This is a genomic window from Acinetobacter piscicola (genome assembly GCF_002233755.1).
GTDB lineage: Bacteria > Pseudomonadota > Gammaproteobacteria > Pseudomonadales > Moraxellaceae > Acinetobacter > Acinetobacter piscicola.
This window is the reverse complement of the sequence record NZ_KZ268706.1, coordinates 56,911-71,960: the sequence shown is the minus strand read 5'-3', so window position 1 is coordinate 71,960 and position 15,050 is coordinate 56,911. Positions and strand designations below refer to the sequence as shown.

Annotated in this window: 13 protein-coding genes and 1 riboswitch; of the genes, 8 read left to right on the top strand and 5 right to left on the bottom strand. The window is 35.8% G+C overall.

The window, feature by feature from the left end; genetic code table 11:
* Positions 1-76: 76 nt before the first annotated feature.
* Positions 77-523 (bottom strand): internalin, encoded by a 447-nt coding sequence (locus tag CDA10_RS02950; RefSeq protein ID WP_089604028.1) that lies wholly within the window; start codon positions 521-523, stop codon positions 77-79.
* A 228-nt stretch (positions 524-751) separates the two neighbouring features.
* Between CDA10_RS02950 and CDA10_RS02945 the strand changes: the two genes are divergently transcribed.
* Genes CDA10_RS02945 through eno form a run of 3 tightly spaced genes read left to right on the top strand, consistent with a single transcriptional unit; the run spans position 752 to position 4,614 of the window.
* Entirely contained in the window at positions 752-2,392 is a 1,641-nt protein-coding gene (locus CDA10_RS02945; RefSeq protein WP_089604027.1) for a CTP synthase, read from the top strand.
* Positions 2,393-2,421: 29 nt separating this feature from the next.
* Positions 2,422-3,279 (top strand): 3-deoxy-8-phosphooctulonate synthase, encoded by an 858-nt coding sequence (gene kdsA / locus CDA10_RS02940; protein WP_089604026.1) that lies wholly within the window; start codon positions 2,422-2,424, stop codon positions 3,277-3,279.
* Between the two features lie 45 nt (positions 3,280-3,324).
* Positions 3,325-4,614 (top strand): phosphopyruvate hydratase, encoded by a 1,290-nt coding sequence (gene eno / locus CDA10_RS02935; protein WP_089604025.1) that lies wholly within the window; start codon positions 3,325-3,327, stop codon positions 4,612-4,614.
* 74 nt (positions 4,615-4,688) lie between these two features.
* Here the strand turns inward: eno and CDA10_RS02930 are convergent, their stop codons facing one another.
* The gene (locus CDA10_RS02930; RefSeq protein WP_089604024.1) at positions 4,689-5,570 is read right to left on the bottom strand and encodes an HNH endonuclease; all 882 of its coding nucleotides are present in this window, start codon (positions 5,568-5,570) and stop codon (positions 4,689-4,691) included.
* Positions 5,557-7,479 (bottom strand): AbiJ-related protein, encoded by a 1,923-nt coding sequence (locus CDA10_RS02925; protein ID WP_089604023.1) that lies wholly within the window; start codon positions 7,477-7,479, stop codon positions 5,557-5,559. Before CDA10_RS02925 ends, CDA10_RS02930 begins: the two co-directional genes overlap by 14 nt.
* Before the next feature lie 229 nt (positions 7,480-7,708).
* Here CDA10_RS02925 and ftsB point away from each other — a divergent pair, with 229 nt between their 5' ends.
* The 5 genes from ftsB to CDA10_RS02900 all read left to right on the top strand — a co-directional run bounded on the left by ftsB (position 7,709) and on the right by CDA10_RS02900 (position 13,146).
* Positions 7,709-8,095: a cell division protein FtsB gene (gene ftsB / locus CDA10_RS02920; RefSeq protein WP_089604022.1), complete on the top strand. Its 387-nt coding sequence runs from the start codon at positions 7,709-7,711 to the stop codon at positions 8,093-8,095.
* Entirely contained in the window at positions 8,058-8,777 is a 720-nt protein-coding gene (ispD, locus tag CDA10_RS02915) for a 2-C-methyl-D-erythritol 4-phosphate cytidylyltransferase (RefSeq protein WP_089604021.1), read from the top strand. Before ftsB ends, ispD begins: the two co-directional genes overlap by 38 nt.
* Before the next feature lie 99 nt (positions 8,778-8,876).
* Positions 8,877-10,013 carry a rod shape-determining protein RodA gene (gene rodA / locus CDA10_RS02910; RefSeq protein ID WP_089604020.1) on the top strand — a complete coding sequence of 379 codons (1,137 nt, stop codon included), beginning with the start codon at positions 8,877-8,879 and terminating at the stop codon, positions 10,011-10,013.
* Positions 10,014-10,207: 194 nt separating this feature from the next.
* A complete protein-coding gene (locus CDA10_RS02905; protein WP_323807399.1) occupies positions 10,208-11,524 on the top strand; it encodes a D-amino acid dehydrogenase in 1,317 nt (438 codons plus the stop codon).
* A 115-nt stretch (positions 11,525-11,639) separates the two neighbouring features.
* A riboswitch (glycine riboswitch) is annotated at positions 11,640-11,728 on the top strand.
* A gap of 173 nt (positions 11,729-11,901) precedes the next feature.
* Positions 11,902-13,146: a D-amino acid dehydrogenase gene (locus CDA10_RS02900; protein ID WP_089604018.1), complete on the top strand. Its 1,245-nt coding sequence runs from the start codon at positions 11,902-11,904 to the stop codon at positions 13,144-13,146.
* Positions 13,147-13,491: 345 nt separating this feature from the next.
* Here CDA10_RS02900 and nfsB read toward each other — a convergent pair whose 3' ends face one another.
* Positions 13,492-14,145 carry an oxygen-insensitive NAD(P)H nitroreductase gene (gene nfsB / locus CDA10_RS02895; RefSeq protein ID WP_089604017.1) on the bottom strand — a complete coding sequence of 218 codons (654 nt, stop codon included), beginning with the start codon at positions 14,143-14,145 and terminating at the stop codon, positions 13,492-13,494.
* Between the two features lie 109 nt (positions 14,146-14,254).
* Positions 14,255-14,977 carry a UDP-2,3-diacylglucosamine diphosphatase gene (locus tag CDA10_RS02890; protein ID WP_089604016.1) on the bottom strand — a complete coding sequence of 241 codons (723 nt, stop codon included), beginning with the start codon at positions 14,975-14,977 and terminating at the stop codon, positions 14,255-14,257.
* Positions 14,978-15,050: the final 73 nt, after the last annotated feature.

The following is a 15,050-nucleotide window of genomic DNA, read 5'->3' as shown; positions in this document are numbered from 1 at the left end:
TTTGACCATCAGTTTGATCGGTGAATAGATTAAAAAACCAGTCAATCATGACTGGTTTTTTATAAAAGACTAAAAATTAATTTTTCAAAGCAGGAGTCGCAGCGGCAATCGCAGCGGCAACAGCATCATCTTCAGACTGCGCAGCGCCTGTTGTTGCTTTTGGTGCAGCTTGAGTTGTTTCAGTTTTTACCGATTCAGCTTTAGCAGGCTTAGATTCTTCAGCAGGTTTGGTTTCAGCTGCTTGATTTTGAGTTGTTGCATGTGCTTCATGCGTTTCACGACGAATTTCAGTGGTGGTATTTTCAGTTTGTGTGCGTTCAATTTCAACTTGTGAAGGTGCTTCTACTTGTTGAGTATTATTTTGTTCAGCACTTGGCAAATTTTCGAATTGTGCCGGTTCAGAAGTTGCAGTTTGAGTGGTCTCAACTTCATGTTCCTCTTCTTTAGGTGTTTCTTTTTTTACACAAGCAGATACAAGTAACACAGTCGCAATTGCGCCACAAATTAAAAGTTTCTTATTCATAGTCACTCTAAACAATAGATATTAAACAGATGATATTAGTATAACAGCAAAATCATATTTGAAAATCATCTTATCTAGAGCTAATTTTTTATTGGAAATGCTGATAGAATAGTCAATTGTTTATTGTTCTATGAATTGATGTGAATTGACTTTGCTTTCTTGGTACAGAGTAAAGTAAAATCGCACAACATTGTAGGCCAATTTAGGCTCCATTGTACGAGAAACTTAATGACCCATTTTATATTCGTAACTGGTGGTGTTGTATCATCACTAGGTAAAGGTATTTCAGCTGCTTCAGTTGCTGCACTTTTAGAAGCCCGTGGTTTAAAAGTAACCATGGTCAAAATGGATCCATACATTAATGTCGATCCTGGGACTATGAGCCCATTCCAGCACGGTGAAGTTTTTGTCACAGAGGATGGTGCCGAAACTGACTTAGACTTGGGTTATTACGAACGTTTCTTACGTCGTGCAAAAATGACCAAACTAAATAACTTTACTTCTGGCCGTGTTTACCAAGATGTTTTAAATAAAGAACGTCGTGGTGATTACCTCGGTGGAACTGTACAAGTTATTCCGCATATTACGGATAATATTAAAGAACGTGTACTTCGCGCAGGCGAAGGCTATGACGTTGCCATCGTAGAAATCGGTGGAACTGTGGGTGATATCGAATCACTTCCGTTCATGGAATCTGTACGTCAGTTAATGGTTGAGCTTGGTCATAAACGTACCATGCTTATGCATTTGACTTTGCTTCCTTATATCAAGTCTGCGGCAGAACTTAAAACCAAACCGACACAACATTCTGTAAAAGAATTATTGTCGATTGGTATTCAGCCAGACATTTTGATATGTCGTACTGAGTACGATGTGGATGCGGATACCACACGTAAAATTGCATTATTCACAAACGTTGAAGCACGCGCAGTTGTGGTGTGTAAAGATGCCCGTTCAATTTATCAAATTCCTCGTACATTCTATGAACAGAATGTTGATGATTTAATTTGTGAACGTTTTGGTTATGACGGTTTACCTGAAGCAGATCTTTCTGATTGGGATCACGTTGTAGATGCATTATTGAATCCTCAATACACGGTTCGTGTTGCGATGGTCGGTAAATATGTTGAATTACCAGATGCTTATAAGTCTGTAAATGAAGCACTTTTACATGCAGGGATTCAAAACCGCGTTAAAGTTCAAATTGAATATGTCAATGCTGAAGAACTTGAAACTCAAAATGTAGCTGAAGTATTAAAAGATATGGACGCGATTTTAGTTCCGGGTGGTTTTGGCGAGCGTGGTACTGAAGGCAAAATGAAGGCAATTCAATTTGCTCGTGAAAATGGTGTGCCATTCCTTGGTATTTGTTTAGGTATGCAGTTGGCTGTGATTGAATTTGCACGTCATGTTGCAGGTATGCCAGAAGCAACTTCAACTGAATTTAACCGTTCTACTAAATTCCCATTGATTGGTTTAATCACTGAATGGTTAGATGAGCGTGGCGAAATTCAACACCGTAACACTGAGTCGAACCTTGGTGGAACGATGCGTTTAGGTGCACAAACATCTGAATTGGTTGAAGGTACGAAGACTCGTGAAGTTTATGCGAAAGCTGAAATTACAGAACGTCATCGTCATCGCTATGAAATGAATGACCGTTTTATTCCTGCAATTGAACAAGCAGGTATGAAAATCTCAGGTTACTCAGCAGTACAACACCTTGTTGAAACTGTAGAAATTCCTGAACATCCTTGGTTTATTGCTGTACAATTCCACCCGGAATTTACAAGTTCACCACGTGATGGGCATCCATTATTTGCTAGCTTTATCGACGCTGCGAAAAAACAGCATCAAAACAGTAAATAAGTGTGTAGCAACATAACTAGGAAGTTTAAATGTCGCAATTAAAACCACAAGAAATTGTACGTTTAGGCGATATACAAATGGCAAATCATTTGCCATTTGTATTATTCGGCGGAATGAACGTACTTGAGTCGAAAGACTTAGCCTTTGAAATTGCTGAAACTTATGTAGATATCTGTAAACGCTTAGATATCCCATACGTGTTTAAAGCAAGTTTTGATAAAGCCAATCGTTCTAGTTTGCATTCATTCCGCGGTCCAGGCTTGGAAAAAGGAATTGAGTGGTTAGCTGACATTAAGAAACATTTCAATGTACCCATCATTACTGATGTACATGAACCTTATCAAGCTGCACCTGTTGCGGAAGTTGCAGATATTATTCAACTTCCCGCATTTCTAAGTCGCCAGACTGATCTTGTTGAAGCAATGGCTAAAACACAAGCCATTATTAACATCAAAAAAGCACAATTTTTAGCACCGCATGAAATGCGTCATATTCTGAACAAGTGTTTAGAAGCTGGAAATGACAAACTGATTCTTTGTGAACGTGGTTCAGCATTTGGTTATAACAACTTAGTTGTTGATATGCTTGGTTTTGACACCATGAAAGAAATGAATGTTCCTGTGTTCTTTGATGTGACACATGCGTTGCAAACACCGGGCGGTCGTGAAGATTCAGCAGGCGGTCGTCGTGCTCAAATCACAACTTTGGCACGTGCGGGCATGGCTACAGGTTTAGCAGGTCTATTTTTGGAAGGTCATCCCGATCCTGAAAAAGCCAAATGCGATGGACCATGTGCTTTACGTATGTCGCAACTTGAGCCTTTCTTGGCGCAATTAAAAGAATTGGATACCTTGGTTAAAGGTTTCAAAAAACTAGATACACATTGATGCCTTTAAGAGGCATCTTATTTTTAATCAACTGAGGAATTATTCATGAGCCAAATCGTTGACATTCGTGCACGTGAAATTTTGGACTCTCGTGGTAACCCAACCATCGAAGCTGACGTAATCCTAGACTCTGGCGTTGTTGGCCGTGCATGTGCACCATCTGGTGCTTCAACTGGTTCTCGTGAAGCTTTAGAACTTCGTGATGGCGATAAAACCCGTTACTTAGGTAAAGGTGTTCGCACTGCGGTTCAAAACGTAAATGGTCAAATCAAAGACTTATTAAAAGGTCAAAACGTATTTGAACAAAAAGCGCTTGATGACAAAATGATCGCGCTTGATGGTACTGAAAATAAAGAAAAATTAGGTGCGAATGCGACTTTGGCTGTTTCTTTAGCTGCTGCACGTGCTGCTGCAACTGAAAAGAAAACTGAATTATTTCAATATATCGCTGACTTACGTGGTCAAACGACATTAACAATGCCTGTACCCATGATGAACATCATCAATGGTGGTTCACATGCAGATAATAATGTTGATATTCAAGAATTTATGATTGAGCCAGTAGGCTTTACATCATTTGCAGAAGCGTTACGTGCAGGTGCTGAAATCTTCCATTCTCTAAAATCAGTTTTAAACAAAAAAGGTTTAAACACTGCTGTAGGTGATGAGGGTGGTTTTGCGCCGAACTTACGTTCAAATGAAGAAGCGATTACTGTTATTCTTGAAGCGATTGACAAAACTGGCTATAAAGCAGGTTCTGACATCATGCTTGCACTTGATTGCGCATCTTCAGAATTCTACAAAAACGGTCAATATATTCTTGCAGGTGAAGGCAACAAAGCATTCACAAGCAACCAATTCTCTGATTACTTAGCGGGTCTAGTTAATCAATATCCAATTATTTCAATCGAAGATGGTTTGGATGAGTCTGATTGGGAAGGTTGGTCTTATTTGACTTCTATCCTTGGTGATAAAATCCAATTGGTCGGTGACGATTTATTCGTGACAAATCCTAAGATTTTACAGCGTGGTATTGATGAGAAAGTCGGTAACTCGATCTTAATCAAATATAACCAAATCGGTACGTTGTCAGAAACTTTAGATGCCATCTACCTTGCTAAAGCAAATGGTTACTCTACAGTGATTTCACACCGTTCAGGTGAAACTGAAGATTCTACGATTGCTGATTTAGCAGTAGGTACAGCAGCGGGTCAAATTAAGACGGGTTCATTATGCCGTTCTGACCGTGTTGCAAAATATAACCAATTACTTCGTATTGAAGAATTGACTCATGCAGCTTATCGCGGTAAGGCTGAATTTAAGGGTTTAAATTAATATTAATTTATTGATTTAGATTGAAAAAACCACTCTGAAAAGGGTGGTTTTCTTTAAGAAATGAACCAGTATTACTATTTAGGTGAAATGTAAAATTTCGACTTTAAGTACTCGCTAAGCGCTGTTCCATTGCATAGTTCAAGTTCTAAAATATTTTTAAAATGATTGTGTCCTATGCTAGATTTCTGTAAAGGGAGGCGGTTTCTCGCATTATTTAATAAACTTTCTAAAGTATTATTTTCTAAATTTGAAATAATGGAATTGATAAACTCAGAAATTATTTCATTAGATCTGCGATTGAATCTTTCAATAAGTTTCAAGTTTTTGAAGTGATTAGAAATAATTTTGAAAAAGATGGTATCGATATTATTTTTATTAGATAAATAGAAAGATACATCAAAAATTTTTCCATTATAATTTAAATCAACAAATAAATATTGAGTTAATGGCAGTATATCAGAATACAGATTTAAAAAAGAAGATTCGCCTGATTCTAACCATTTAGACATTTTTAAACTATTACATTCCGAGCAGGCTGGAAATAAATTTTTTGGATGAACAACAAATTCAGGAAAAATACTTTTGGGTAAAATATGATCTAGTGTGCTTATGCTATTAATTCCACAATACTGACATGTATCAAATGAACTACCATCTGATAATTCAACAAGCTCATTTTTTAACTTTATAAAAGGTTTTGCCTTATAAGAATATAAATCTAGTAAATCATTTTTTAAATTTTTTTCACTGAATTGAGGGATACTGCTCAGAGTTTGTAGTGCCTGATTTGTGAATGCATCGTCATAGCATAAACAGGTAGGTTTAAGTTCTGGTAAAACTTGTCTCATTCGGTCTTTATAGAATGGCTGAATTTCATTTGGTCGTTTACGTTTGGAGTCTATAACACTTTCTAAGAAATTGAAGCTATCTTTAGAATAAGGTTTAATGTTGATCATTGTGATTCACTAAATTATTTAGCAATATGGATGCATTTAGACTAAGTGATGTATTTTCTGAGGTTAATAATGAGTTAATTTGATCATAGTTATAACCTGCTTTAACTAACTGTTCTAATTTACTTTTGAAGTATGATTGTGTATCACGACTTCCGAAGATGTCGTCTGTGATTCTTGTTAAATTTTCGCCAAAAGTCTCTAATGATGGATGCCGGATAGAAAGAATATTTGATTCGTTTCTTATAACATAGACATTTTGGGATAATATACCTTGTACAATAATAGGAGAGTGGGTGGCGATAATGCAATATGATTGAAATCTATCTAATAGCAGATGGATACTATTAATCAGTTGTGAAATTGCATTAGGATGTAAGTGTGTTTCAGGTTCATCAAATAAAATTAATGAATCATAGCGTATATTTGCAAGAATTTCTGTAAAAATATAAACAAATATAGCTTGCCCAGAACTAAACTTACTATGATCTTGTAAAAAAGCATCTTTTTTAAATTTCAGATTTTTACCTGTTTTATTTCGAAAGAACCAGCTGTCAACTGATTCTTTTGATAAAAAGTTCTCAATAATTTCAACCCAGCTTTCAAAATAATTGTTTTTTCCAATTTTAGATATTGAACTAAAAAACCTATTTAATAATTCGTCTGAATTCAATAAATACTCATTATTATCTTTTTTGATACGTAGTCCACAATATAGATAATTAAATGTTGATGAATTATTAGGTATAGGAAATTTATCAAAAACACTATATGAAACGGCTATTATTTTACTAAATAGTGGTTTTTTTGGGGAAAATAATTCTTGGTTATTATTAGCAATATCTAATGGTAATTTTGAAATAAGCTGTGTTTTTCCAACTCCATTTTTCCCTATTAATGCATAAATCCTATTAGCTAATGGTTCTTTTGCATTAAACTTAAAATTTATGTTTAGGTTTGTATCATCAGATAGGTAGGTCGGCTTAAAAATATAATTAAATGAATATAAGTTACTTAAATCATAATTATCAAGACGATATTTAGCTTGTCTAATTAATTGTTCTTGTTGTGGAAATCTTATTAAGCTTAATGTAAAGTAAGGGGTAGTTTCAAATTCTTCAACTATTTGAACAAAAAAAGCAGAGTCATTCAATGCTTTGAGAATTGATAAAAAACTAGTGCTAAATAAGTTTTTTAGGGTTTTATAGTATTCAAAACTTTGCCCCAAAGAACAAAAATCTGCAGGTAATTGATAAAAGGTATCATTTATTAAACTAGTAGAGCTAAACTTTTCCTTTGAGATGATTTTTAATTCACCAACTTTAATAGTAGTGGAAGCTTCTTTGAAATATAAAATAAAACTATTTTCACACCCAAAGTCATTCCATTTGGATTTCTTTAAGATAAATCTTTGATTAATATTGTTATCTTCCATAAGAAATGGAATTGTATTATCAGGAATGTCTTTAAATCGCTTGTTAGAGTCTAATCTACCTACTTTGTAAATTGGAAGGTTATTTTCATCATACCCCTTTGGTATATATTCAAATTTTTCTTTCGCTAATAAACTATTTAATGTATAAAAGAAAAACTTAATTTCATATTCATTACTATTTACTTGTGAAGAAATTACAAAGTTTAAAAGATTGATAAAATTAATATCTGAATTAATGAAGTTAAATCTATCTAAAAATACTTCTTCTAATGTCCAATCACTATTATTTATAAAATGTTGGATAAAATCTCCCCTAGCATTTTGATATCTTGAATCATTTGAAGGTAGTGATCGCAAGTCTAAGATTTCTTCAAAGAAGTCTACGGAATCAATGTTTTGAAATAATTTTACTTCTTCTATAGATAATAATTTTAGAATTTCAATTTTTAAATTTCTTGATAAAGTTAAATTATCCATAGTTCAAATTTGGGAAAAAATATACTTTATTTTAAATAAAAACTATTTATTATCAATAGTCTTTTGTGTTTCAAGCATATCTAAAAACGAATAGATGTGAGCCATTTTTGCACAGAAACTGTAGTATTGTTCACGATTTGCATATTTACCACAGTAAAATATTCTCTACACAAAATATTTGATGTATATTAGCAGCTTAATTTAATGCTGTTAAACAAGACACGAATGCATGTTAGAAGTATTTAAAACAACTTCAAGTAAAGTGATCTTAGTGATTGCGATATTGATTATCGCAATACTACAGTATCGCTTTTGGTTTGGTGAGGGTGGTTATTTCCCTCACCAAGCTTTAGTTCAGCAAATCCAGCAACAAGCTGAAGTGAATACTGATCTAAAAGAAAGAAACCGTATTCTCGCTGCGGAAGTGTATGACTTAAAAAATGGTGCCGAAGCCATTGAAGAACATGCACGTTTAGACCTCGGTCTAGTGAAGCCACATGAAACATTTGTACAAATGAGTACGATTAGTACCCATTACAAACCGATTTATATAGATCCAAATACCGATTTAAGAACCAATGAAGACGATGACGATCCTGCGCCAGACCAACCGTAAAATATGGGCAATTATTCCTGCTGCTGGTACAGGGAGTCGTTTTTCTAAAACAGAACTTAAACAATATCAAATCATTGAAAATAAAACAGTACTAGAACATACCATTGACCGTCTAAATCAATTGCCACTAGCGGGTTATGTTTTAGCCATTGGTGAGCAAGATGATTTTGCGCAAACACTCAATTTGACCAATAAAGAAATCGCTCACTTTTGCATAGGCGGGGCAGAACGTGTAGATTCGGTTTTAAATGCCTTAAATTATCTTTCACATATTGCAGATCCACAAGATCTTGTCTTTGTACACGATGCAGCCCGACCTTGTGTTACAGCAGAAAGTTTAAAAAACTTACTGAATACCGCAATTGAGCAAGATTTAAGTGCAATATTGGCAATTCCAGTTAGAGATACACTCAAATTTGTTGCAACTGAACATCAGATCAATAAAACCATCAGTCGTGATCAGTTATGGCAAGCGCAGACACCACAGATTTCAACACTTGCAAAACTTAAATTTGCGATTGAATCTGCTTTAGAGAATGATATTGTCATTACAGATGAAGCCAGTGCGCTTGAATATATCAATGAACCTGTCAACGTGGTGATGGGGCGTTCAGACAATATCAAAATAACCTATCCAGATGATCTTGAATTGGCAAAATTGATTTTACAGTCACAGCAATGAAAATAGGGTAAAATCAAAATTACTGTTCATTGATAGATTTTCTTACTTAAATTTATCTTATCATTTTATCTTAAATAAGCATGTTTACAGATTTGATCCATGACGCCATCACCCCAGTATAAGTTTTTACGCCAATCTGTTAGAGATGGTTTGAGCATTAATCAAAATGTATCTAGATGGGATAAATTACATTTAGATCCTTGGTTGCTTGGCTTCCTGATTATCAATACGATTCTTGGTTTGTTGATGGTGTATAGCGCATCTTCAGAAGATGTGTCTATGGTGATACGCCAAGGGATTAGTTTTGGTGTTGGTTTTGTACTCCTCTTTATTTGTGCTCAAATTCCCCCAAAAGTTTATCAAGCGGTCAGTCCGTGGTTTTATCTATTTGCGATCTTATTATTGATATTGGTATTGCTGATTGGTGATGTTCGTTTGGGAGCAAAGCGTTGGTTGACGATTCCGGGTATCGGCAGTATGCAACCCAGTGAATTTATGAAGTTTGCCATGCCTTTGATGATGGCTTGGTATTTTTCTCGTAATCCATTACCACCTAAATTTAGACATATCGTTGTTGCGCTCGTTATCATGCTCGTGCCTTTTGTATTGGCGTTATTACAACCCGATTTAGCGATTGGAATTATTATTGGTGGTGTTTTTGCACTATTTTTGAGTGGAATGTCTTGGACGTTGATTATTGGTACTTTGGGTGCATTGGCACTCGCATTTCCAGTGATCTGGACTTTTGTTCTTCAGACTTATCAGAAGAAGCGTATCCTGACTTTATTTGATCCAGAGTCTGATGCTTTAGGCGCAGGTTGGAATATTATTCAGTCTAAAATCGCCATTGGTTCTGGGGGCGTCTCTGGTCGTGGTTTTCTAGAAGGCACCCAATCTCAATTGGGCTATTTACCTGAACACCATACCGACTTTATTATGTCGACCTATGCAGAAGAGTTTGGATTTATTGGGGTTTTTTTCTTATTTGTACTTTATGCTGCAATTATTTTTAGATGTTTAATGATTAGCTTAAATTGTTTTCATAATTATGGCCGCTTATTGGCAGGAACTATTGGGTTATCTTTATTTTTCTATGTGTTTGTAAATTCAGGCATGGTTAGTGGTATTTTGCCTGTAACAGGTGATCCTTTACCTTTAATGAGTTATGGCGGGACGGCAGTCATCGCTTTATTAGCCAGTTTCGGTATTGTGATGTCGATTCATACGCATCGTTAATTTAAAATATTAAAGTATAAGTATTCAATTTTAAGGATATTGGGATAACTCAATATCCTTAATTTTTTCTAAAATTAAAATTACATATAATCATAAATTTTGATAGTGAATTGACACTTCATCACCAAATCTTTATTGCGAAAAAGATGAAAAGTGCTAAATTTAAACAATGATAAATATATTTATCATTAGTTATAAAATTTTATTATAAGACGAATGATTCGTTTAAGGATCGGTTTATTATGCATATAGTCGTTCTTGGTGCAGGTGTCATAGGTACAACGTCAGCATATTATTTAAAACAAGCAGGACATGAAGTCACAGTCATTGATCGTCAGCCAAATGTCGCTCTAGAAACCAGTTTTGCCAATGCTGGGCAAATTTCCCCCGGTTATGCATCGCCTTGGGCTGCTCCCGGTATTCCTTTAAAAGCCTTCAAATGGATGTTTCAACCGCATTCCCCCCTTGCCATTAAACTCACTGGAGATATGTTTCAATATCAGTGGATGGTACGCATGTTGGCTGAGTGTAATATTGATCGCTATCAAATCAATAAAGAACGTATGGTGCGGATTTCTGAATATAGTCGTGATTGTTTAGATGAATTACGTGCCGAAACAGGGATTCATTTTGATGAACGTCAATTGGGAACATTGCAATTATTTAGGAAGCAAGAGCAATTAGATGTCGCAGGTAAAGATACCGAAGTTTTAAAGCATGAAGGTGTTCCATTTGAGTTATTAGATAAGCAAGGTGTGATCAAAGCTGAGCCTGCACTTGCACATGCTACGGTAGATTTTGTCGGTGGATTACGCCTTCCAAATGATCAGACTGGAGACTGTCAAAAATTTACCACTGAGCTTGCTGAATTGGCGGCAAAGCAGGGTGTGAATTTCTTATTTAATGCAACTATAGAATCTATTGAAAAAAATGCAGACCAAATTACAGCCATTCAATTAAAAGATGGTACAAAAATAAAAGGTGATGCCTATGTGATTGCATTGGGTAGTTATAGTCATGAAATATTAAAACAGTTGGGAATAGATGCACCTGTTTATCCATTGAAAGGTTATTCAATTACCACGAAAATTATCGACCCAGAATTATCACCTGTTTCCACTATTTTAGATGAAACTTATAAAATCGCCTTAACCCGTTTTGATGATCGTATTCGTGTTGGGGGAATGGCTGAAATTAATGGTTTTGATCGTTCTTTAAAATCCAGTCGTGAAAATACCTTATTGATGGTTTTACAGCAATTGTTCCCCAATGCCAGTGATATTTCAGAGGCACACTTTTGGACAGGTTTACGACCTGCAACCCCTGATGGTACGCCGATTGTGGGCAAAACCAAGTATCAAAATCTTTATACCAATACTGGACATGGAACACTGGGTTGGACAATGTCATGTGGTTCTGCAAAGTTACTCTCTGACATTATTTCAGGGACAAAACCTCAAATTGAATATGATGATTTGAATGTGTTTCGTTATGATTCTGTCAATTATTAAGTACTATTTTTAGCTAAACAATAAGCGGAGTTTTAGCCAATTTGCTTACACAAGTCTACGAATATGTAGTGTATTTGTGTCTGAAAATGGCATATAAGTTGCTTTACTATAATTAAATATTATTGCAGGAGAGAAGTCTCTTGTAGACTCGCCGAAGGAGCAACGACCCCGGAAACTCTCAGGCAAAAGGACTGTAATAATTTTTAAAATCTGGAGAGAAGTCATTCTATTGTAAAAATAAGCAAATGGCTCACCGAAGGGGATGGTAAAACTTAAATGGTTTAAGTTTTATCGAAGCTCTCAGGTAAACATGACAGATGGGGCATGCTTGAAATAATGCATTTTAAAAAGTATTGCATTTTCAAAGGAGTGTGCATATGTGTCATATTGTTGTGATTGGTTCAGGGATTACAGGAGTAACCTCGGCCTACGAGCTTGCTCAATTGGGCTACCAAGTTACGGTGATCGATAAACACCTTTTCCCTGCGATGGAAACCTCGTTTGCTAACGGTGGTCAGCTATCGGCTTGCAATGCTGAGGTTTGGAATCAAAAATCTACAGTATTAAAAGGCATTAAATGGATGGCGCGTAAAGATGCGCCATTATTGCTCAATCCATCTTTTGATTTGCACAAATATGCATGGTTGGCAGAATTTCTAGGCAATATCAAACATTATGAATCCAACACACAAGACACAGTAAAAATGGCGCTGTTGGCTCGTCAGCGCTTATTTAATATCGCTGAACAAGAAGGTATTCATTTTGATTTAGAAAAACGCGGCATTTTGCATTTTTATCATACTGAGCAAGATTATGAAGTGGCGACTCGGGTCAATAGCTTACTGTGCAAAGGTGGTTTAGAGCGCCATGCAGTGAGTTCTGAAGAAATTAAAAGTATTGAACCAAGCTTAAAAGGTGAATATTACGGTGGATTCTATTGCCCAGGTGATGCGACAGGCGATATTCATAAATTCACTACGGGTTTAGCCAAAGTAACTGAAAAATATGGTGTGAAATATATTTTTGGCATGGAAGTCGTCAATGTTGAGCACACTGTCAAAGGCGTGAATATTCAATATCATCCAAGTGGTGAACATAAAGATGGTCAATCAAAAGTCATTGAACAGTTGAGTGCCGATGCAGTTGTGGTTTGTGGTGGTGTGGGAAGCTATCATTTGGCCAATCAATTGGGTGATCGTGTCAATGTTTACCCAGTGAAGGGGTATTCAATCACCGTGCAATTGGATGATGAAAAAAGTATCAATGGTGCACCTTGGGTCAGTTTGCTCGATGAAAGTGCCAAAATCGTGACTTCTCGTTTGGGTGCAAATCGTTTACGTATCGCAGGAACAGCTGAATTTAATGGTTATAATCGTGATATTCGGTCTGATCGTATTCAGCCTTTGACCGATTGGGTGAATAAAAACTTTGATATTTCAACGGAGCATTGTATCCCTTGGGCAGGTTTAAGACCGATGATGCCGAATATGATGCCAGTGGTGAAACGTGGTAAACGTGAACGAGTATTTTATAATACAGGACATGGGCATTTGGGGTGGACATTGTCTGCTGCAACTGCGGTGATGATTAGCCAAGAAATTGCAAGAAGTCATCCTGTTTAAAGATTGATAGTTTTTATTATTCGTAAAAATTAAAAAATAGATATAAGCGGTTTTCACAGCCTTATTTTTCTGTGAAAATTTTTAGATTGATTTGTGTAGGCGATACTCTACTTTTCTCGGGCGAAAAGTAGCAAAAGCCCTCTGTTGTTCGGGAGGTACGTCCTGTACCTCCGAACAACGACGGCATCCTTGCCGCCTAACGCGATAGTACACACGATGTATTTAAAAATACAAAAACAAAAAAGTTTTTATAGATTCATTTTTAAATACTAATGCGTAAATGGGGTATATCCTCACCCTCAAAAAAACACCTGCAATTACATGCATTAATATTAAATAGTGTAATTAAAGCTGAGTAAAAATTTCTTCTTTATCTAAGCGAGATTTAGGGAGTTTGGCATTAAAGTCACACTCACTGCGATAACCTAAAGTGAGAATGACAGACGGAATTAAACCTTTTTCAGCTAAGCCTAACTCTTCAGTGATAATTTGTTCATCAAAACCGCCAATTGGTGTGGCGTCAACACCTTCAATACCTGCGGCTAATAGCATTTGACCTAAAGCAATAAAGGTTTGGTTTTCAGCCCAACGTTGGATATCGCCTTTTTCATTACGATAATAATCAACATAACCTGTACGACTATCTTTTTGACCTTGTTTGGCTTTTTCATCTTTAAAACGACCACTTAAATTATCTTGATTCAATAAGCTAGCAAGATGATCTTCGGTAATGTCAGCTTTGGTGCAAAATAAAATCGTATGAGAAGAATCCAATACTTTAGCTGCGTTATAGGTATATTTACCGACCAAAGCTTTTGCAATGCGTTCTTTCGCTACTTGATGATCTGCAATAAAAAAGTGCCAAGGTTGAATATTGATAGAAGATGGTGCTAAACGTAGGACTTCAAGTAAGCGTTCAAACTGTTGTTGCGGAATTTTCTGAGTTGCATCATAAGCTTTGGTGGTATAACGCGTTTTTGAAATGCTTAATACATCCATGAGTTGATCTCATATATCGTAAAATTTCGATATAGTATATTCTCAATTTTAATTTTTTAAATGTTTTTAAGCGAAATAAATGTGAGAAATCACGATTTTTAAAAGCTAACTACTCAGCGATGATCCATTTGAACAATTCCCAATCACCATTTTGATTGATTTCTAAAATCATAGCTTCAGAGGTTTTTTCACGCCAATCACCTAAAACGATTCTAGGTTTGCCATTCACATCATGGATTTGTGGGCGATGAGTATGTCCATGAATCAGTACATCAACTTTATGTAGAGCTTGTTCAACAGCTTGTTGATTCACATCCATGATTTCATAGGATTTATTTTGTTGAGATTCTCGGCTCTTTTTACGAAAACCATTGGCGAGTTTTTGCCTAAAGCTAAGTGGTGTGCTTTTTAACAGACCTAGAACGATTGGGTTTCGAATAATTTTTTTAAATCGTTGGTAGGAAATATCATCGGTGCATAAGGCATCGCCATGTTCAAGGCGGAATATTTTATTGCCAATATGAATCGAGTGAATATCAGGAAGTAATACGCCATTAAATTGATTTAAGAATTTTTGACCTAAAGCAAAGTCACGATTACCCACTTGAAAGTAAATATGATTTCCAACATCTGTAAATTTTTTTAATTGTTGAATAATTTCATCTAACCATGGAGCAGTGTAGTCATCGCCAATCCATGCATTGAACCAATCACCTAAAATATAAAGCTCGGTATTTTTATCTTGATAGTGTTCTAACAAATCTAAAAACCCCCGAACGAGTCGAGGGTGATCAGGTGACAAATGTAAATCAGCGATAAACAGATAGGTCACTTATTTTCCTATTTAATAATCCCTCCTGAGGAACAACGTTCCGCAAGTCCCTTTTTAAAAGGGAGGAAAGTCC